This is a genomic window from Pseudomonas sp. BN515, assembly GCF_029873155.1.
Classification (GTDB): domain Bacteria; phylum Pseudomonadota; class Gammaproteobacteria; order Pseudomonadales; family Pseudomonadaceae; genus Metapseudomonas.
In genome coordinates, this window is sequence record NZ_SSOH01000014.1 from 171,807 (window position 1) to 190,215 (window position 18,409).

General features: G+C 63.9%; 16 protein-coding genes. 6 read left to right on the plus strand and 10 right to left on the minus strand.

Annotated features, from left to right (window positions below; genetic code table 11):
• Positions 1-33: 33 nt before the first annotated feature.
• Complete coding sequence (locus tag E8E91_RS03545) at positions 34-687, minus strand: GNAT family N-acetyltransferase (RefSeq protein WP_280374632.1); 654 nt, start codon at positions 685-687, stop codon at positions 34-36.
• Between the two features lie 132 nt (positions 688-819).
• Between E8E91_RS03545 and xthA the strand changes: the two genes are divergently transcribed.
• Entirely contained in the window at positions 820-1,632 is an 813-nt protein-coding gene (xthA, locus tag E8E91_RS03550) for an exodeoxyribonuclease III (protein WP_280374633.1), read from the plus strand.
• A 183-nt stretch (positions 1,633-1,815) separates the two neighbouring features.
• Here xthA and E8E91_RS03555 read toward each other — a convergent pair whose 3' ends face one another.
• Positions 1,816-2,145: a YegP family protein gene (locus E8E91_RS03555; RefSeq protein ID WP_280374634.1), complete on the minus strand. Its 330-nt coding sequence runs from the start codon at positions 2,143-2,145 to the stop codon at positions 1,816-1,818.
• 250 nt (positions 2,146-2,395) lie between these two features.
• On the opposite strand from E8E91_RS03555, the gene E8E91_RS03560 reads away from it, so the two are divergent.
• Positions 2,396-3,763 (plus strand): phosphate ABC transporter substrate-binding/OmpA family protein, encoded by a 1,368-nt coding sequence (locus E8E91_RS03560; RefSeq protein WP_280374635.1) that lies wholly within the window; start codon positions 2,396-2,398, stop codon positions 3,761-3,763.
• Positions 3,764-3,890: 127 nt separating this feature from the next.
• Here E8E91_RS03560 and E8E91_RS03565 read toward each other — a convergent pair whose 3' ends face one another.
• Positions 3,891-6,116, minus strand: coding sequence for a TonB-dependent siderophore receptor (locus E8E91_RS03565; RefSeq protein ID WP_280374636.1), 2,226 nt, complete (start codon positions 6,114-6,116; stop codon positions 3,891-3,893).
• Between the two features lie 345 nt (positions 6,117-6,461).
• Here E8E91_RS03565 and E8E91_RS03570 point away from each other — a divergent pair, with 345 nt between their 5' ends.
• Together E8E91_RS03570 and E8E91_RS03575 are read left to right on the plus strand one after the other, a co-directional pair.
• Positions 6,462-7,472, plus strand: a complete 1,011-nt coding sequence (locus E8E91_RS03570; protein ID WP_280374637.1) for a TerC family protein — start codon at positions 6,462-6,464, stop codon at positions 7,470-7,472.
• Positions 7,465-7,641 carry a hypothetical protein gene (locus tag E8E91_RS03575; RefSeq protein ID WP_280374638.1) on the plus strand — a complete coding sequence of 59 codons (177 nt, stop codon included), beginning with the start codon at positions 7,465-7,467 and terminating at the stop codon, positions 7,639-7,641. Before E8E91_RS03570 ends, E8E91_RS03575 begins: the two co-directional genes overlap by 8 nt.
• Before the next feature lie 133 nt (positions 7,642-7,774).
• On the opposite strand, the gene E8E91_RS03580 is transcribed toward E8E91_RS03575, so the two are convergent.
• The gene (locus E8E91_RS03580) at positions 7,775-8,419 is read right to left on the minus strand and encodes a Crp/Fnr family transcriptional regulator (RefSeq protein ID WP_280374639.1); all 645 of its coding nucleotides are present in this window, start codon (positions 8,417-8,419) and stop codon (positions 7,775-7,777) included.
• Positions 8,420-8,521: 102 nt separating this feature from the next.
• Between E8E91_RS03580 and E8E91_RS03585 the strand changes: the two genes are divergently transcribed.
• Positions 8,522-9,859 (plus strand): amidohydrolase, encoded by a 1,338-nt coding sequence (locus tag E8E91_RS03585; protein WP_280374640.1) that lies wholly within the window; start codon positions 8,522-8,524, stop codon positions 9,857-9,859.
• A 94-nt stretch (positions 9,860-9,953) separates the two neighbouring features.
• Here E8E91_RS03585 and E8E91_RS03590 read toward each other — a convergent pair whose 3' ends face one another.
• Positions 9,954-11,183 (minus strand): acyl-CoA dehydrogenase, encoded by a 1,230-nt coding sequence (locus E8E91_RS03590; protein ID WP_179058997.1) that lies wholly within the window; start codon positions 11,181-11,183, stop codon positions 9,954-9,956.
• Positions 11,184-11,335: 152 nt separating this feature from the next.
• On the opposite strand from E8E91_RS03590, the gene E8E91_RS03595 reads away from it, so the two are divergent.
• Positions 11,336-12,259, plus strand: a complete 924-nt coding sequence (locus E8E91_RS03595) for a LysR family transcriptional regulator (protein WP_280365305.1) — start codon at positions 11,336-11,338, stop codon at positions 12,257-12,259.
• A gap of 136 nt (positions 12,260-12,395) precedes the next feature.
• On the opposite strand, the gene E8E91_RS03600 is transcribed toward E8E91_RS03595, so the two are convergent.
• The 5 genes from E8E91_RS03600 to E8E91_RS03620 form a co-directional block, all read right to left on the minus strand.
• On the minus strand, positions 12,396-13,166 hold the full coding sequence (locus E8E91_RS03600) for an enoyl-CoA hydratase-related protein (RefSeq protein ID WP_280374641.1): 771 nt from the start codon (positions 13,164-13,166) through the stop codon (positions 12,396-12,398).
• Between the two features lie 112 nt (positions 13,167-13,278).
• Entirely contained in the window at positions 13,279-14,406 is a 1,128-nt protein-coding gene (locus E8E91_RS03605) for an acyl-CoA dehydrogenase family protein (RefSeq protein WP_280374642.1), read from the minus strand.
• A 10-nt stretch (positions 14,407-14,416) separates the two neighbouring features.
• Positions 14,417-15,604 (minus strand): acetyl-CoA C-acyltransferase, encoded by a 1,188-nt coding sequence (locus tag E8E91_RS03610; protein WP_280374643.1) that lies wholly within the window; start codon positions 15,602-15,604, stop codon positions 14,417-14,419.
• 10 nt (positions 15,605-15,614) lie between these two features.
• On the minus strand, positions 15,615-16,382 hold the full coding sequence (locus E8E91_RS03615) for a 3-hydroxyacyl-CoA dehydrogenase (RefSeq protein WP_077521689.1): 768 nt from the start codon (positions 16,380-16,382) through the stop codon (positions 15,615-15,617).
• Positions 16,383-16,401: 19 nt separating this feature from the next.
• Positions 16,402-18,021, minus strand: coding sequence for an acyl-CoA synthetase (locus E8E91_RS03620; RefSeq protein ID WP_280374644.1), 1,620 nt, complete (start codon positions 18,019-18,021; stop codon positions 16,402-16,404).
• Positions 18,022-18,409: the final 388 nt, after the last annotated feature.

Here is an 18,409-nt window from a genome sequence, read left to right on the forward strand (position 1 = left end):
ACGGCAGTCCGGCGATTCCGTCAGAAAGCTCCGTCAGAGGCTGGCACGCATCAGGGGTCGCGGATTGGGATGGAAGAACACGTGCTCGACTACAGGCCCCAGCGCCACCTCCCCCACTTCCTCGTAACCCTGACGCTTGTAGAACTCCAGGTAGCGGACATTACCGGTATCCAGCACCACCCCCTGGGAGCCGTCGTCCTCGGCACACCAGTTGTGCAGGGCTTCCAGCAGTTTCTCGCCAAGGTGGCGCCCCTGGAACTCCGGATGGATGCCCAGTAGCGGCAGCACGTGGTACGGCCCCGGCGGCAGGCAGGCAAGCACCGCGTCGTGGTAGTCGAGGTAGCGGCGCGTGCAGCGGAAGCCGGTGGTGAGCAGCATGCGCAGGCGCCAGCCCCAGCTCTCGGTGATGTCCAGGCGGCGCTGCGGTGGCGCAATCAGGGCGATGCCCACCAGACGCTCCTCGATCAGCAAGCCAACGGCCGGCAGGTCCTCCAGGAAATGCTGCTGCACCAGCTCGCGCACCGTAGCGCGCACCCGCTGCTCGTAGCCGGGTCTTTCGGCGTCGAACAGGTAGGCGAAAGTGGGTTCGTGACGATAGGCGTGATACAGCAGCGACCGTGCTTCGCGAGCGTAACCGCCGTCCAGCATGCGCACCTCGACCGGCGCGGTAGGGATGTAACCGGGCATTCACGGCACCTCATTTGTTATGGGTTCTATCGGGCCACAAGGGAACTTAGCACCAGTTCTTCCGCCCAGCCACGCGGCTGGCCGGCCAGTCATCCATGGGCTAGCATCGGCTTTTTGCCAGGATGCCTCGCGATGAAGATCGTTTCTTTCAATATCAACGGCCTGCGGGCACGTCCCCACCAGCTCGAAGCGCTGATCGCCAAGCACCAGCCGGACGTCATCGGCCTGCAGGAAACCAAGGTCTCCGACGAGCAGTTCCCGGAAGCCGAAATCCGCCAGCTCGGCTACCACGTGCACTACCACGGCCAGAAAGGCCACTACGGCGTCGCCCTGCTCTCCCGCCAGGAACCGCTGGCGCTGTCGAAGGGCTTCCCCGGTGACGCCGAAGACGCCCAGCGCCGCTTCATCTATGGCACCTTCGCCGATGCCCAGGGCAATCCGGTGACGGTGATGAACGGCTACTTCCCCCAGGGCGAAAGCCGCGATCACCCCGTCAAGTTCCCGGCCAAGGAACGCTTCTACGCCGACCTGCAGGTCCTGCTGGAGCAGCAGTTCCAGCCCAGCCAGCCACTGGTAGTGATGGGCGACATCAATATCTCGCCGGAAGACTGCGACATCGGCATCGGCGAAGAGAACCGCAAGCGCTGGCTGAAGACCGGAAAGTGCAGCTTCCTGCCGGAAGAGCGCGAATGGCTGGCACGCCTGAAGAGCTGGGGCTTGGTGGACAGCTTCCGCCAGCTCAATCCGGACGTGAACGACCGTTTCAGCTGGTTCGATTACCGCAGCCGCGGCTTCGAGGACGAGCCCAAGCGTGGCCTGCGCATCGATGTGATCCTCGCCAGCCAACCGCTGCAGGCGCGTATCAAGGATGCCGGTATCGACTACGAACTGCGCGGAATGGAAAAGCCGTCGGACCATGCGCCGATCTGGCTGGAACTGGGCTGATATTGCTACCGGGTGGATGTAGGAGCCAGCTTGCTGGCGAACCTGCTGAGCTCGGTCTTTTGCAAGCGAGAACTCTACGTCCCCCTCGCTCCTGCACAAGCGCCGAACCATCGCAGCGTGATTCACTCTACGCTCAACGAAAAAGGCCCATCGATGATGGGCCTTTTTTCATTAGTGCCGGTCTCAGGCTTCCTTCACCTGCTGGGTCGCACCTACCCGCATGATGGTTTCAATGGCGTGCTGCAGGGCGATCTCGGAATCGTAGAGATGGCTGCGCACGATCACGTCCTGGTTGGCGGCACGCAGCTTGAAGTAGTTCTTGCCGCTCGAATCGATGCGCCTGACGAAGCGCTCCTCACGCGCGCAGTTCTCGCGCATCAGGGCCATGGCGTCTTCCGCGGTGGCCCTGTCCTGGTACACGCCACTGTCCAGCAGGGTCCGAGCATCAGCCGCTTTCAATCGCAGGCGCCAGGTGCCGCTGCTGTTCTTGCGCAGCTCATACCAACCACTCATGTCACAAAACTCCTTCAGGTTTCGGGGAATGCGCTGCAAGACGCCGTTGGGGGCGCTCGCAGAGGCCGGCCACCCTACAGGCGAAGGTGATGAGCCGGGGCTCGGTTCCATGAAGGCAACGGGCCCTTCGGTGCAGGGAATTTTCCTAGGCCGGTGGAAAACCGCAGAACAGAGCAGTCCTGTCATATCTCCGTCACCCGACTGACTTAATCTCGCGACTCCCTCCAAACCCAGAACAAGGTGTCTGCCCATGCCGCGCGCCATGACCGCCAGCGACAAGGATCTGTGGGGTCGTACCCTCAGCATGTTGCTGCTCGGTTTCATCTGCTACGCACTTCCCTGGTCGGTGTTCGCCGCCCAGCCCGAAACCGTCCTGCGCATCCAGGGATCCAACACCATAGGCGCCAAGCTTGGGCCGGCCCTGGTCAAGGGGATGCTGGAAGAAGAAGGGATGCGCGCCGTTCACCAGACGCCGGGGGATCGCGAGAACGAGGTGCACATCCTCGCCCACGATGCCAATGGCAAAGAGGTCCGCGTGGAACTCGCGGCCCACGGCTCGTCCACCGGCTTCATCGCGCTCAAGGACAGCAGCGCCGACCTGGCTGCCTCCTCGCGCCCGATCAAGGACGCGGAAGCCCAGGACCTGTCCTCCTTCGGCGACCTGCGCGGCCATCAGGCCGAACAGGTGATCGCCATCGACGGCCTTGCCATCATCCTGCACCCGGACAACCCGTTGCGTGCCCTGACCACCTCGCAGCTGGCCGCGGTCTTCGCCGGCGAGGTGAAGACCTGGGAAGAACTCGGCGGCAAAGGCGGCGCCATTCGTGTCTATGCCCGTGATGACCAGTCCGGCACCTACGACACCTTCAAGGAACTGGTGCTGGCCCGCCAGGGTAAGACCCTGGCCGGCACCGCCGAGCGCTTCGAGTCCAACGACAAGCTCTCCACCGCCGTTAGCGGCGACCCGCAGGGCATCGGCTTCGTCGGCCTGGCCTCGATCAACCAGGCCCGCGCCCTGGCCATCGCCGACGGCGACTCGCAAGCAATGCCGCCCAGCGCCGAACTGATCGCCACCGAGGACTACCCGCTGTCGCGTCGGCTGTTCTTCTACATCAAGCCGGGTGAGGAGAACCGCTGGGCCAAGGCCCTGGTGCACTTCGCCCAGAGCCCGCGCGGCCAGGCGATCGTCGACCAGACCGGCTTCGTCGCCCAGCAGGTGCAGGCGATCAAGGTGCAGGTGCAGAAGGACATGCCGGAGAGCTATCGCGAACTGGCCACCAATGCCCAGCGACTGTCGGTGAACTTCCGCTTCCAGGAAGGCAACGCCAACCTGGACAACAAAGCCCTGCGCGACGTGCAGCGGGTGCTGGACTACCTGAAGCAGGCCGACAAGCTGCAACAGAAAGTGGTGCTGGTGGGCTTCGGCGATCCGAAAGCGGACCCGCAACGTGCCGAGCTCCTGTCCAAGCTCCGGGCCATGGCCGTCCGCCGTGAACTGGCCAAGGGCGGCGTCACCCTGAAGGAAGTGACCGGTCTCGGTGACGAACTGCCGGTGGCGGCCAACACGGCCGAAGAAGGACGGATTCGTAACCGTCGGGTGGAAGTCTGGGTGTATTGATCGAAGCCGACAGATCGTAGGAGCGAGCTCTGCTCGCGAACAGTCCGAGCGCGGTCCTTCGCGAGCAAGCTCGCTCCTACAAGACGTCAGAGGCCCCTTTCCCCGCCGGGAAAGGGGCCTCGCCGCATCAGAAGTCGAAGCGGGTGGTCAGGGTGAAGTTACGTGGATCGCCGTAGAAGCCACCGTTGTAGAAGCCCAGATTGCTGAAGTACTTCTCGTCGGTGAGGTTGTTGCCGTTCAAGGTGACGGAAACCTGCTCGGTCACCTGGTACTTGGCCATGGCATCCAGCACCCAGTAGCTGCCCTGGGTGTAGCGCTGCGGGTTCACGTCCGTCCAGATCTTGCTCTGCCAGCTGGCCGAACCGCCGATGCTCAGCTTGTTGAACTGGCCCGGCAGGCGGTAGTTGGTGGAAAGACGGAACATGTCTTCCGGCTCGGTGGTGGAGATCTTGTTGTCGTCGCCATCACGGGTGATGCGATGGGTGTAGCCGCCCTGCACCTGCCAGTCCGGCATCAGTTCACCGGCGACTTCAAGCTCGAAGCCCTTGGTCTTGGCGCCCTGCACCGCCCGGAACACGCTCCGGTTGGTGACCGGATCGATGACACCGGTGTCCACCGCCAGGTTGTCCTGCTTGACCTCGAACATCACCAGGCTGGTGTTCAGGCGGCCATCGAAGAACTCACCCTTCAGACCCGCCTCGTAGGCGTCGCCCTCTTCCGGCTCGATGGCCTTGCCGCTGGCGTCCGTTTCGCTTTCGTGGGGTTTGAAGATGCTGGTGTAGCTGGCGTAGACCGACCAGGTGTCGTCGAGGTCGTAGACCACGCCGGCATAGGGCACCACCACACCGTTTTCCTGCAGGTCCTGCAGCTTGCCGCTCTGGCCGGTCACCAGGTTGGTCCCGGTGCTGTCCATCTCCCAATTGGAAACACGGCTGCCCAGGATGACCGACAGGTCTTCGGTGGGTTTGAAGCGTCCGGTCAGGTAGGCCGCGGATTCCTTCAGCTCGTCATCCTGTTTGGAAGTCGGGTTGCCCCAGGCGGGCTCGGGGAAGTCGCCGGTCCAGCCGTTGATGGTGGACACGCTGTCGAAGAAGAACGGCCAGTTGGTGGACTTGGACTCGATGTCACGGTGCGACAGGCCGACCACCAGCTCATGCTCCCGGCCCAGCAGTTGGAAAGGCCCACTGGCGTAGAGGTCGTAGGCATTCTGGCTGGTCTCGTAGCGGTATTTGCCACGCCAGATGGACATGCCGCTGCCATCCACCGGATTCGGATTGCCGCTGGCCGCCGAGCCCAGGGTGATGGGCGCATCGGTCTCGGTGCGGGTGATCGACGCCTTAACCGTCCAGGCGTACGCCAAACGCTGTTCCAGGGTCACGAAGGCGTTGTCGTTGGTGTTGTCCCACTGGCTCCACTTGGTGCCGGGGTTGAACGAGCGGGAGAAGCGGAACTTGTTGCCATTGCTATCGAACAACGGCGTCGAGGGCCCCCAGGAAGAGCCTTCCGGACGGTTGGTCTGGCGGCTCACGCCGGCGCTCAGCAGGGTGTCCTCGGTGATGTCGGTTTCGAGGATGCCGTAGAACACCTGCTTCTTCTCGGACAGGTGGTCCATGAAGGACTGGCCGTCCTCGTAGGCGGTGACGAAGCGGCCCCGCACGTTGCCTTCAGGGGTCAGCGCGCCGCCGATGTCGAATTCGCTGCGGTAGGTATCCCAGCTGCCCGCGCTGGCTGAGACGTAACCGGAAAGCTCGCGGGTCGGGCGCTTGCGCACCAGGTTGACGGTGGCCGACGGGCTGCCGAAACCGCTGAGCAGGCCGGTGGAGCCCTTCAGCACTTCCACACGGTCATAGATGACCATGTCGGTCTGGTCGATGCCGTTGCCGAAGCGGAAGGCCGCCGGCATGCCATCGACCTGGAAGTTGTCGATCTCGAAGCCACGGGACTTGAAGCTGGCGCGGCTGCTGTCGAGCTTGTTGACGGTGATGCCGGGGGTCTTCGACAGCACTTCGCCGATGTTGGTCAGGCCCTGGTCATCCATCTGCTGGCGGGTGATGACACTGACCGATTGAGGGGTCTCGCGGGGCGAAAGCGCCAGCTTGGTGGCGGTGCGCGTCGAACCGGTGGTGTAGGAACCCGTGCCCTCGGTGGTCTCTCCCAGGCGGTTGTCGGTAATGGCTGTAGCCCCGATTTCCAGCGTTCCTTCGCCGTTCTGCTGCTCCTCGGCCAGCACCATTCCGGTCTGCAATGCCAGGGTCACCCCCAGAATCGCCATGGATAACGGATGGCGCGTGAGCCGCGCGGCAACGGCATCCCCAGCCGTCCCTGCCGCGTTGAACGCATTCTGCTGTTGCACTCTCAAACCCCTTGGATGGTCTGTCTGCTGTTTGGCCGGCTAACCAACGGATTCTTCTTCTGTGCGGCGCTCTTGACTGGCGCCTGGGGTCCGCGCAGACGGGATCGCATCCGGCGGCGGATGCGAAAATTACCATCCAATGATAATTATTTACAATTGTAAATTTAACGCATTCGTGTACGCACTTAGGAGATTTCCTACAAAGGGCAAAGAATTGTTACAGCGGGTCCGTTCCTCCTTTCCCCGACCAACGGTTAGGCTTCCTTCTGTGACGCCGGGCCCCTCTGACGGCTTGCCAGCCGCCATGTCGGAGTCACGTTTTATCAACGACAGAAGGAGGGGCTCATGGCAGCTCTACATGCATTTCTCACCGCCGACTTCCTCGGCACCGCCACCTGGTTGTGGCTCGTCTTCCTCACAATCGTCCTCGCCCTGCTGATCTTCGACCTCGGCGTGCTGCACCGTGACCAGCACGAAATCGAGATGCGCGAAAGCCTGCTGCTCTACGGCGGCTACTTCAGCGTCGGCGTGCTGTTCGGTGTCTGGGTGTGGTTCGAGCTGGGTGCGCAGAGCGCCCTGGAGTTCTACACCGGCTTCCTGGTCGAGCAGTCGTTGTCCATGGACAACGTCTTCGTCATGGCCATGATCTTCGGCTTCTTCGCCATCCCCCGCCGCTACCAGCACCGCGTGCTGTTCTGGGGCATCCTCGGCGTGGTGGTGCTGCGCGCCATCATGATCGGCCTGGGCAGCGCCCTGGTGAAGGAGTTCGACTGGATCCTCTACGTGTTCGGCGCCTTCCTGCTGTTCACCGGCGTGAAGATGCTCTTCTCGAAAGAGGAAGCTCACCCGGACCTGGCCAACAACCCGGTGCTGAAGTTCGTTCGCCGCCACATCCGCGTGACCGACGACCTGCACGGCTCGCACTTCTTCGTACGCCTGAAGCAGGCCGGCGAAAGCAAGGCGCTGCTCTACGCCACCCCGCTGTTCCTGGCCCTGGTGCTGATCGAGCTGGCTGACCTGGTGTTCGCGGTGGACAGCGTTCCGGCGATCTTCGCCATCACCCAGGACCCGTTCATCGTCTACACCTCGAACATCTTCGCCATCCTTGGCCTGCGTGCCCTGTACTTCGCCCTGGCGGCGCTGATGCACCGCTTCGTGTATCTGAAGTACGCCCTGGCCCTGGTGCTGATCTTCATCGGCGGCAAGATTTTCCTGCACGGATTCATCGGCAAGATTCCCCCGCTGCTGTCCCTTGGCGTAACCTTCGGTCTACTTGCCGGTGGTGTGCTGCTGTCGCTGCTGAAGACCCGCGACCGCCCGGCCAAACGCACGGGAGACCTGGAGAAACATGGATGAAGTCCTCATCGAGCCTTTCGAGAAGAGCGGCCGCACTTACTGGCGAGTACGCCTGGGGCATCGCACCCTGACCTTCCAGGAAGAGCTTGCCGCCCGCGCCTTCGCCGCCCAGCTGCACCTGCGGATGGGCTGGTGGAGGGCGCGCAACCCGGTGCCGGAGAAGGACTAGGCGGCCATTGCGTTGGTGGGAGCGAATTCATTCGCGATTGAAATCGCTCCCACAGCAAGGCGCCGCACTCTGCAAAAACGAAAAAGGCCCGCACGATGCGGGCCTTTTTTGTCGGATCAGCGCTCTTGTGCCGCTAGCACTTGAGCGAATTCGCCGGCTCGCGCCGTCTGGACAGTTGCGATAGATACTGCGGCGTGACCCCCAGATAAGACGCGATGCACTTTTGCGTCACCCTGTTTTCCAGGCCCGGATACTCTTCCCGGAATGCCGCCAGCCGTTCACGCGCGGATACGGAGCCCACCACGTAGGTACGCCTGGCCTGCTTCTTGAGGTTGTATTCAAGGAAACGCGCCGACACCTCGAACGACAACCGTCCCTCCGCCATCAGCCGACCCAGCTCAGGACAATGGAACTCGTAGGCTTCGACGGGCTGTTCGGCAACGACGAAGGATCTTGCCGGCAATCCGACCTTTGCGGCGAGTACATCCTCATGAGCGCCGGCCATCTCGCCTTCTGCGGCAAACCTCAGGGTGACCTCCGCGCCGCCTTCGGTGATGAAAGCCGTCCTCGCCACGCCGCTCATGATCCAGTAGCACGATTGTGCAGGCACGCCCTGATGCTGGAGAAGCTCGCCCTTGCGGAAAGTGACCGGCCGCGCCAACGCCGACAGGATGTCGAGCATGTGGTTGTAGATCGCTTCGCTGAACAGGTAGCGCGTCATCATCACATCGCGAAAACGCCCTACGTCATCCAGGAATGCTTCGTTCTTGTTCTTCATCTAGTTGAATGCCCGGTCCGTTTGGCTCGCGGTAGCTTGCCTCCGTCCTGAGCGTCAGGACAACCGGCAATACATCTGCGAAAGCCCCATGGAGACAAGATTATGCCAACAGCTTCCCGTCACACCGCAATCAGGCTCGGCCTGCTGGCTGCGGTGCTGGCCAATGCAGGCTCGACCTTCGCTGAGCAAACCGTGAGCCCGGACACCGCGCAACAGTTGGATCAGGGAATCGCCCGGGTGGAATCCAAGGTCGTGGCGTGGCGACGTGACATACACCAGAACCCGGAACTGTCCGGCCAGGAAGTTCGCACCTCCAAGCTGGTGGCGGATCATCTGCGCAAGTTGGGCATGAAAGTCACCACGGGTGTCGGAGGCCATGGCGTGGTGGGGCTTCTCGAGGGTGGCTTGCCCGGAAAGGTGGTCGCACTGCGCGCCGACATGGACGCGCTCCCGGTGCAGGAAGCGACCGGCCTGCCCTTCGCGTCCAAGGCGGTAGCCAAACACATGGGCAAGGACAGCCCGGTGATGCATGCCTGCGGACACGATGCCCATACCGCGATCCTGATGGGGGTAGCCGAAGTGCTGGCAGGCATGAAGGCGCAGATTCCGGGCACCATCAAGTTCATCTTCCAGCCCGCCGAGGAAGGATTTTCCGAGATGCCTTCCAGCGCCGATGCCCAGCGTGGGGCACAGGCGATGGTCAATGACGGCGTCATGGAGAATCCAAAGGTGGATGCCGTTTTCGGCCTGCACGTTGCCCCGGTCATTCCCAGTGGCGTGATCGGCTGGCGCAGCGGGCCGATCCTGGCCAGCGCCGACACGGTGCGCATTACCGTCGAAGGCAAGCAGACCCATGGCGCCGCGCCCTGGCTCGGCGTCGACCCCATCGTGACCTCGGCACAGATCGTCGGTGCGCTCCAGACTGTCGTCAGTCGTTCGCTCGACATCACCAAGGAGCCTGCCGTTTTCAGCATCGGGTCGATCAACGGCGGCAGCCGCGAAAACATAGTGCCGGACTCCGTCGAAATGCTGGGTACGCTTCGCACCTTCAATGAAGAAATGCGCACCGGCGCCAAGGAACGCATCACCCGTATTGCACAGTCGACGGCCACCGCCAATGGTGCCAAGGCGGAGGTCAGTTTCGGCCCCTCCTCCTATGGCGTGACGAGCAACGACGAGACGCTGACCGAAGCCATGCTTCCCGCACTCAAGGAGGCGGCGAACGGGAAGATCATGCAGGTGCCCAAGGCAGCGGGCGCGGAGGACTTCTCGGAATACCAGCAGAAGGCGCCAGGGGTATTTTTCATTCTTGGGGTAAAACCCGAAGACAGGCCAGTGGGACCGCCCCACTCACCTACCTTCGACCTCGACGAGTCGAGTTTCCCGGTGGGAATGAGAAGCCTGGCGATGGTGGCGCTGGCCTATCTCGAGAAAAACTAGGCACCGGGTTCGCGCCTTTCACGGCGAGGTTACCGGCGATAGAGAATGCTCAGGGGTTGGCGCAAGCCAACCCCTTTTGCGTCTGCGGGGGCGATCACTGACCGCTGCGCAGCATTTCCTTCGGTACGTACTTGCCGATTTCGAACTTGCCGATGGCCGCGCGGTGTACTTCGTCCGGGCCGTCGGCCAGGCGCAGGGTGCGCTGCATGGCGTACATGTAGGCCAGCGGGAAGTCGTTGGAGACGCCGGCGCCGCCGTGGATCTGGATGGCGCGGTCGATCACCCGCAGGGCGACGTTGGGCGCGACGACCTTGATCTGGGCGATCTCGCTCTTGGCCACCTTGTTGCCCACGGTGTCCATCATGTAGGCCGCCTTCAGGGTCAGCAGGCGGGCCATGTCGATTTCCATGCGCGAGTCGGCGATCTTGTCGACGTTGCCACCCAGGCGTGCCAGCGGTCGGCCGAAGGCGGTACGGCTGACGGCGCGCTTGCACATCAGTTCCAGGGCGCGCTCGGCCATGCCGATGGAGCGCATGCAGTGGTGGATACGGCCTGGGCCAAGACGCCCCTGGGCGATCTCGAAACCACGGCCTTCGCCCAACAGAACGTTCTCGTAGGGCACGCGCACGTTTTCGAAGACCACTTCGGCGTGGCCGTGGGGCGCGTCGTCGTAGCCGAACACCGGCAGCGGGCGAACGATCTTCACCCCGGGGGTGTCGGTGGGCACCAGGATCATCGAGTGCTGCTGGTGACGCGGCGCGTCCGGGTTGGACAGGCCCATGAAGATGAGGATCTTGCAGCGCGGGTCGCAGGCGCCCGAGGTCCACCACTTGCTGCCGTTGATCACCCACTCGTCACCCTGGCGCACGGCGCGGGCTTCCATGTTGGTGGCATCGGACGAGGCCACACCCGGCTCGGTCATGGCAAAGGCGGAGCGGATCTCGCCGCGCAGCAGCGGCTCCAGCCAGCGGCGCTTCTGCTCTTCGTTGCCGTAGCGCACCAGCACTTCCATGTTGCCGGTGTCCGGCGCGGAGCAGTTGAAGGGCTCCGGGCCCAGCAGGGAACGGCCCATGATCTCGGCCAGCGGTGCGTATTCCATGTTGGTCAGGCCCGCGCCCAGTTCGGACTCCGGCAGGAACAGGTTCCACAGCCCTTCCGCCTTCGCCTTGGCCTTCAGCTCTTCCATGATCGCAGTGGGCTGCCAGCGGTCGCCTTCGGCAACCTGCTGCTCGAATACCGGCTCGGCCGGATAGACGTAGGTGTCCATGAATGCGGTGACGCGTTCACGCAGTTCCTGGACCTTCGGGGAATAGGCGAAATCCATGCGGGGCTACCTTTTTGCGGGGCTGTTAGTGAGGTCTGGTAAGGATGCTAGAACAGGGCGTAAGATTTCCCTAGTCTATTTTCGGCATCTATGAACATTCATCACCGATATATGATCCGCTGATAAAAACAACTTTCAGGAGCACGTCCGGCATGAATTTGAACAAGGTAGACCTCAACCTCTTCATCGTCTTCGACGCCATCTATACCGAGGCCAACCTGACCCGCGCCGGCCAGATCGTCGGCATCACCCAGCCCGCCGTCTCCAACGCCCTCGCCCGCCTTCGCGAGACTTTCAACGACCCGCTGTTCGTGCGCACCGCCCAGGGCATGGTGCCCACGCCCATGGCGCAGAACATCATCGGCCCGGTGCGCAATGCCCTGCAGTTGTTGCGTGTTTCGGTGCAGGAAAGCCGCACCTTCAACCCGGCGCAGGCGAACAAGACCTACCGCATCAGCATGACCGACCTCACCGAAACGGTGATCCTGCCGCCGCTGTTCCAGCGCCTGCGCCGCCTGGCACCGACCGTGCAGATCGAAAGCTTCCTGGCCAAGCGCCGCGAAACCACCAAGGAGCTGGCCGCCGGTCGCCTGGACTTCGCCGTGGACGCCCCGCTGAACACCGACCCGCAGGTGCGCCACGTCAAGCTGATGGAAGACCGCTACGTCTGCGCCATGCGCCGCGGCCACCCGCTGGCCAAGGAAAAGATCACGCTGGACGAGTACCTGTCGCTCTCGCACATCCAGATATCCAGCCGCCGCAGCGGCCTGGGCTATGTGGACCTGTCGCTGGGCAAGATGGGCATCCAGCGCAAAGTCATCTTGCGCTCGCAGCACTACCTGATGGCGTCCACCGTATTGCACGGCACCGATCTCGCCATCACCGTTCCCGAACGCTTCGCCCGTCGCCAGGACCTGCACTACGTGGATGTGCCGGTGCACGACGTGCCCGCCCTGGAGACGCACCTCTACTGGCACGAAAGCACCGACCAGGACCCGGCCAACCGCTGGATGCGCGAGCAGATCATCGAGATCTGCCAGCAGGTGACGGCGCAGGAGCAGAAGGAAAGGGCGTGATTTCTGCAGAATGATCGCCATCCCGACGTTGTGGGAGCGATTTCAATCGCGATTGCAGTCCGAAGGGCTGCTACGCAGCCCAATCGCGAATGAATTCGCTCCCACAGTGAATCTGCATCCACAGACTACATTCCGACTACCGCCCAAACACCGGCTTCCTCTTCTCGATAAAGGCCCCCATGCCTTCCTTCTGATCCGGCGTGGCGAATACCGCCTGGAACATCCGCCGCTCAAAGCGCAGGCCCTCGCCCAGCGAGCCTTCGTCCACCCGGTTCACACACTCCTTGAGCATCATCACCGCCGTGCGCGATTGCGCGGCGATGCGGCTGGCGCTGTCCAGGGCTTCCTCCAGCAATTCCGCCGCCGGCACCACGCGCGCCACCACGCCGCTGCGTTCGGCTTCGATGGCATCCATGCTGCGGCCGCTCAGCAGCATTTCCATGGCCTTGGCGCGGCCTACGAGACGGGTCAGGCGCTGGACGCCGCCCGCTCCGGGAATCACCCCCAGCTTCACCTCCGGCAGGCCGAAACGTGCCGTGTCGGCGGCAATGATGAAGTCGCACATCAGCGCCAGCTCGAAACCACCGCCCAGGGCGTGACCGGCCACGGCCGCGATTATCGGTTTGCGCCGCTGCGCCACGCGGTCCCAACGGCCGAGGAAGTCGTCAAGATAAGTGCCGGGGAAGCACAGGCTGGCCATTTCCTTCACATCGGCACCGGCCGCGAAGGCCTTGGCGGAACCGGTGATCAGCACGCAACCGATGGCAGCGTCCCGTTCGAATCCGTCGAGCACCTGGTTCAGCTCATCGATGAGCTGGGTGTTGATGGCGTTCAGGGCTTCGGGGCGATTGAGGGTGACCAGGCCGACAGCGCCGGCCTGCTCCACCAGCAGGGTCTGGTAGGTCATATCGGTTTCCTTGAATAGGGATGGGCAGACCTGCGGTCTGCATTCGCGATTGAAATCGCTCCCACAAGGGCCCGAGTAACTCGACTGTGGGAGCGAATTCATTCGCGAAAAATCAGAGGCTGCGGGCAATCACCATCCGCTGCACATCCGAGGTGCCTTCGTAGATCTGGCACACCCGCACGTCGCGGTAGATGCGCTCCACCGGGAAGTCCTTCAGGTAGCCGTAGCCACCCAGGGTCTGGATGGCTGCGGAGCAGACCTTCTCGGCCATTTCCGAGGCGAACAGCTTGGCCATGGACGCCTCGGTCAGGCACGGCATACCGGCTTCGCGCAGGCTCGCGGCGTGATGAACCATCTGCCGCGCCACGGCGATCTGGGTTGCCATGTCGGCCAGGCGGAAGGCCACGGCCTGGTGCTCGATGATCGGCTTGCCGAAGGTCTTGCGCTCGTGGGCGTAGTCGCGCGCCGCTTCGAAGGCTGCGCGGGCCATGCCGACGGATTGCGCGGCGATGCCAATGCGCCCGCCTTCGAGGTTGGACAGGGCAATGCGATAGCCATCGCCCTCCTCGCCCAGGCGCAGGGACGCCGGGATACGCACATCATCCAGCTGGATCTGGCAGGTATCGGAGGCGTGCTGGCCGAGCTTGTCCTCCACCCGCACCACCTGGTAGCCGGGCGTGTCGGTGGGGACGATGAAGGCGCTGATGCCCTTCTTGCCAGCCTGCGGGTCGGTGACGGCGAAGACGATCACCATCCCCGCATGACTGCCCGATGTGATGAACTGCTTGGCGCCGCTCAGCACGTAATGATCACCGTCGCGGCGGGCGCGGGTGCGCAGGTCGCTGGCATCCGATCCGGCCTGGGGCTCGGTGAGCGCGAAGGCGCCGATCATCTCGCCGGTGGCCAACGGGCGCAGGAAGCGCTCCTTCTGTTCCTGGCTGCCGTACTTGAGGATCGGCATGCAACCCACCGAGTTGTGCACGCTCATGATGGTGGAGCAGGCGCCGTCGCCAGCGGCGATCTCTTCCAGCGCCATGGCATAGGCCAGGTGGCCGGTGGCCGCGCCACCCCATTCTTCCGGCACCAGCATGCCGAGGAAGCCCAGTTGCGCCATCTCGCGGATGGCCTCGGCGGGGAAGCGGTGTTCGCGGTCCCAGGACTCGGCGAAGGGTTTCAGCCGCTCCTGGGCGAACTGCCGGGCCATATCGCGGATCTGGATTTCGTCTTCGTTCGGGATCATCGCCCTGCCCTCACTTGATCAGTTCGATAGCGACAGCAGTGGCCTCACCGCCACCAATGCACACCGACGCCACGCCACGCTTCAGGCCGTATTGCTGGAGCGCATTGAGCAGGGTCACCAGCACACGGGCACCGGAGGCGCCGATGGGGTGGCCCAGGGCGCAAGCGCCGCCATGGACGTTGATTCTGTCGTGGGAGATGTCCAGGTCACGCATGGCGACCATGGGCACCACGGCGAAGGCTTCGTTGACCTCGAACAGGTCCACCTCGTTCAAGCTCCAGCCGGTACGGGTCAGCAGGCGCTGGATAGAACCCACCGGCGCAGTGGTGAAGAGGTTCGGTGCCTGGGCGAAGGACGCATGGCCGGCAACCTGGGCCAGCGGCGTCAGACCGCGCTTCTCCGCTTCTTCCAGGCGCATCAGCAGCAAGGACGCGGCGCCATCGGAAATGGAGCTGGAGTTGGCCGCAGTGACGGTGCCGCCTTCGCGGAACGCCGGCTTGAGGGTGGGAATCTTGTCCAGGCGCGCTTTCGGCGGCTGTTCGTCCTGGCTGATGGTCACCAGGTCGCGACCGGCTTTCGCTTCCACCGGAACGATCTCGGCGGTGAAGCGACCGTCGGCCATGGCTTTCTGGGCACGGGTCAGCGAGGCGATGGCGAAGGCGTCCTGCTGCTCGCGGGTGAAGCCATAGGCCTGCGCGCAATCCTCGGCGAAGGTGCCCATCAGGCGGCCCTTGTCGTAGGCGTCTTCCAGGCCGTCGAGGAACATGTGGTCGAGCACCTTGCCGTGGCCCATGCGGTAGCCGGAGCGGGCGCGCTCCAGCAGGTAGGGCGCGTTGGACATGCTCTCCATGCCCCCGGCCAGCACCACGTCGGCACTGCCGGCACGCAGCAGGTCGTGCGCCAGCATCACGGTTTTCATGCCCGAGCCGCACATCTTGTTCACCGTGGAGCAGACCACACCCTGAGGCAGGCCGGCGCCGAGTGCGGACTGGCGCGCAGGAGCCTGGCCCTGACCGGCCTGCAGCACGCAGCCCATGATGACCTCGTCCACGGCGTCGCCCTGAAGGCCGGCGCGTTCCAGCACGGCGCGGTTGGCGGCGGCGCCCAGTTGCGCGGCGGTCATGTCCTTGAAGTCACCCAGAAAACCGCCCATGGCGGTACGGGCAGCACTGACGATAACGATGGAATCCTTGTTCATGGCGTCCTCCTTACTTCGCGGCCATACGGATAGCGCCGTCGAGGCGAATCACTTCGCCATTGAGCATGGCGTTCTCGACGATGTGGCGGACCAGGGAAGCGTACTCGGCCGGACGGCCAAGACGCGGCGGGAAAGGCACGGCGGCACCGAGGGAGTCACGGACTTCCTGGGGCATGCCGGCCATCATCGGCGTTTCGAAGATGCCGGGAGCAATGCACATCACGCGGATGCCGTGGCGCGCCAGTTCACGGGCGACAGGCAGCGTCATGCCGACCACTCCGCTCTTGGAAGCGGAATAAGCGGCCTGGCCGATCTGGCCGTCGAAGGCTGCAACCGAGGCGGTGTTGATGATCACGCCGCGCTCGCCCTCCTCGTTCGGTTGCCCCTGGGACATGGCCTCGGCGGCCAGGCGCAGCATGTTGAAGCTACCGACGAGGTTGATGCTGATGGTCCGCGCAAAGCTGTCCAGACCGTGGGCTCCGTTGCGGCCGATGACCTTTTCGGCAGGCGCAACGCCAGCGCAGTTGACCAGTCCATGCAGGCCACCAAAGGCCTCCACTGCGGCGGCCACGGCGGCGCGGGCATCTTCTTCACGGGTGATGTCGGCCTTCACGAAGCGGGCATTGGCGCCCAATTCTTCGGCGCGGGCGTTGCCAGCGTCGGCATTGATGTCCACCAGCACCACCTTGCCGCCCTGCCCCACCAGTTCACGGGCGGTGGCCAGGCCGAGGCCGGAGCTGCCGCCGGTCACCAGAAAAACGGAATTCTCGATACGCACGATTGCTACTCCTCGGGGTTCAGTTGGCGGCGGCCGCTTGGGCCTTGGCGATCTCCTGGTTACGCAGGAGGAAACGCTGGATCTTGCCGCTCGGGGTCTTGGGCAATTCCGCGACGAACTCGATCTCGCGCGGATAGGAATGGGCGGACAGGCGCTTGCGCACGTATTGCTGCAGTGCGTCGGCCAGTTCGGGGTCGGCGCTGTGACCGGCGTGCAGCACGACGAAGGCCTTGACCAGTTCGGTGCGCTCCGGGTCGGGCTTGCCGATCACCGCGGCTTCGATCACCGCCGGGTGCTCGATCAGCGCGCTCTCCACATCGAAGGGGCCGACGCGGTAGCCGGAGGTGGTGATCACGTCGTCGGCGCGACCAACGAAGCTGATGCTGCCGTCCTCGTTCAGCTCCACGGTGTCACCACTCAGATAGTAGTCACCGACGAAGGCCTTGGTGGCCATCCCCTGATAGCCGGGGAACCAGAACAGCGGCGAGCGCGGCATGTCCAGGGCGAGGATGCCGGGCTGGCCGACGGGCAGTTCGCGGTGCTGTTCGTCCAGCACCACCACGCGGTGGCCGGGCATGGCGAAGCCGGCGGCCCCCAGGCGCACCGGGTGTTCCAGCGCATGGTGATTGCACAGCACCATGCCCAGTTCGGTCTGGCCGTAGTGGTCGTGGATGGTGCAGCCCAGGCCCTCGCCGAACCAGCGGATCACCTCCGGGGTCAGCGGTTCGCCGGCACTGCTGACGGCACGCAGGTTGCCCTTGATGGCGGCTTCCACCTCATCGCGGGCGGCCAGCAGCAGGCGGTAAGCCGTGGGCGAGCCGGCCAGGTTGGTGATGCCATGCTCGCGGATAATGCGGCAGGTGCTTTCTACGGTGAAACCACCCTCGTAGAAGGTAGTGGCGTGGCCCATGGCGAGCGGACCGGTCACGGCGTAGTACAGGCCGTAGGCCCAGCCCGGATCGGCCAGGTTCCAGAACTTGTCGCCCGGGCGCAGATCGACCGCGTCACGCATGTAGCTGACGAAGGCGACGATGGCCTTCAGCGGCACGGCCAGCGGTTTCGCCAGGCCGGTGGTGCCGGAGGTGAACATCAGCAGGAAGGGATCGGAGGCCTTGCGCAGCACCGGCTCGAAGCTGTCCGACTGGCGCTCCAGTTCGGCCCAGAAGTCGTCGCCCACCGTCAGCACCGGCGGAACGCCAACTACTTCGTCCAGTTTGGGGCGGTTGGTGAGGTCGGTGACCACCAGCTTCGAACCCGCGCCTTGCACCCGGTGCTCGATGGCCTTGGGCCCGAAGGCAGTGAACAGCGGCTGGTAGACGGCACCGGCACGCCAGGTGCCGAGGATGGTGATCAGCAGCTCCGGAGTACGCGGCAGCATGCCCGAGACGCAATCGCCAGGCTGAACGCCACGCGCTTTCAGGAAGTTGGCGAAGCGCGCAGAGGCGTCCTTGAGCTGGGCGAAGGTCCAGGTGGCCTGCTCACTGTTGCGCCCCTCCCAGACCAGCGCGACGCGGCCGGGCTCGGCGTGGCGGTCGCAGCATTCGACGCAGGCATTCAGGGCATCGAGATCGCCCGCCAGGGTGGTGGACGCGGCGCTGGCGTAGTCGAACTCGTGGGCAGCGGTGAAGTAATCGCGCATCGGGAGGACTCCCAGGTTGTTTTTGTTGGAGTACCGGGATGGTCGCGCCGGGGGGCGGTGGCGGCAATGTCGAAAGGCATCAACCTGGGTGAGCGGAATTGACAGGGGGATTGGGAGGGCAGGACTGCGTCCTGCTTTCGCGAATGAATTCGCTCCCACAGAAGTTCACCCACTGCACGGACAGCCCCCTCTCCCTCTGGGGTGAAGAGGCATGCTTTCGGAAGCACTGCTTCCGTTGCCGATGAACGCCTGAGCGCGAAGCGATCTGGTCGGGGCGCAGAGCGGGGTTGGGGTGAGGGAAGTCAGGTGTGGCGGGGTGTTCGTCAGGCAGACCTGCGGTCTGCTTGGCGAATGAATTCGCCCCTACAGAAAAGCAGAGCGCCCTCTG

Bases quoted from the DNA above. Each gene is read 5' to 3' on its own strand.
- E8E91_RS03570 (WP_280374637.1), top strand. From the start codon at position 6,462: ATGGCAGCTCTACATGCATTTCTCACCGCCGACTTCCTCGGCACCGCC.
- E8E91_RS03595 (WP_280365305.1), top strand. From the start codon at position 11,336: ATGAATTTGAACAAGGTAGACCTCAACCTCTTCATCGTCTTCGACGCC.
- E8E91_RS03610 (WP_280374643.1), bottom strand. From the start codon at position 15,604: ATGAACAAGGATTCCATCGTTATCGTCAGTGCTGCCCGTACCGCCATG.
- E8E91_RS03590 (WP_179058997.1), bottom strand. From the start codon at position 11,183: ATGGATTTCGCCTATTCCCCGAAGGTCCAGGAACTGCGTGAACGCGTC.
- E8E91_RS03560 (WP_280374635.1), top strand. From the start codon at position 2,396: ATGCCGCGCGCCATGACCGCCAGCGACAAGGATCTGTGGGGTCGTACC.
- E8E91_RS03580 (WP_280374639.1), bottom strand. From the start codon at position 8,419: ATGAAGAACAAGAACGAAGCATTCCTGGATGACGTAGGGCGTTTTCGC.
- E8E91_RS03575 (WP_280374638.1), top strand. From the start codon at position 7,465: ATGGATGAAGTCCTCATCGAGCCTTTCGAGAAGAGCGGCCGCACTTAC.
- xthA (WP_280374633.1), top strand. From the start codon at position 820: ATGAAGATCGTTTCTTTCAATATCAACGGCCTGCGGGCACGTCCCCAC.
- E8E91_RS03605 (WP_280374642.1), bottom strand. From the start codon at position 14,406: ATGATCCCGAACGAAGACGAAATCCAGATCCGCGATATGGCCCGGCAG.
- E8E91_RS03545 (WP_280374632.1), bottom strand. From the start codon at position 687: ATGCCCGGTTACATCCCTACCGCGCCGGTCGAGGTGCGCATGCTGGAC.
- E8E91_RS03620 (WP_280374644.1), bottom strand. From the start codon at position 18,021: ATGCGCGATTACTTCACCGCTGCCCACGAGTTCGACTACGCCAGCGCC.
- E8E91_RS03585 (WP_280374640.1), top strand. From the start codon at position 8,522: ATGCCAACAGCTTCCCGTCACACCGCAATCAGGCTCGGCCTGCTGGCT.
- E8E91_RS03600 (WP_280374641.1), bottom strand. From the start codon at position 13,166: ATGACCTACCAGACCCTGCTGGTGGAGCAGGCCGGCGCTGTCGGCCTG.
- E8E91_RS03555 (WP_280374634.1), bottom strand. From the start codon at position 2,145: ATGAGTGGTTGGTATGAGCTGCGCAAGAACAGCAGCGGCACCTGGCGC.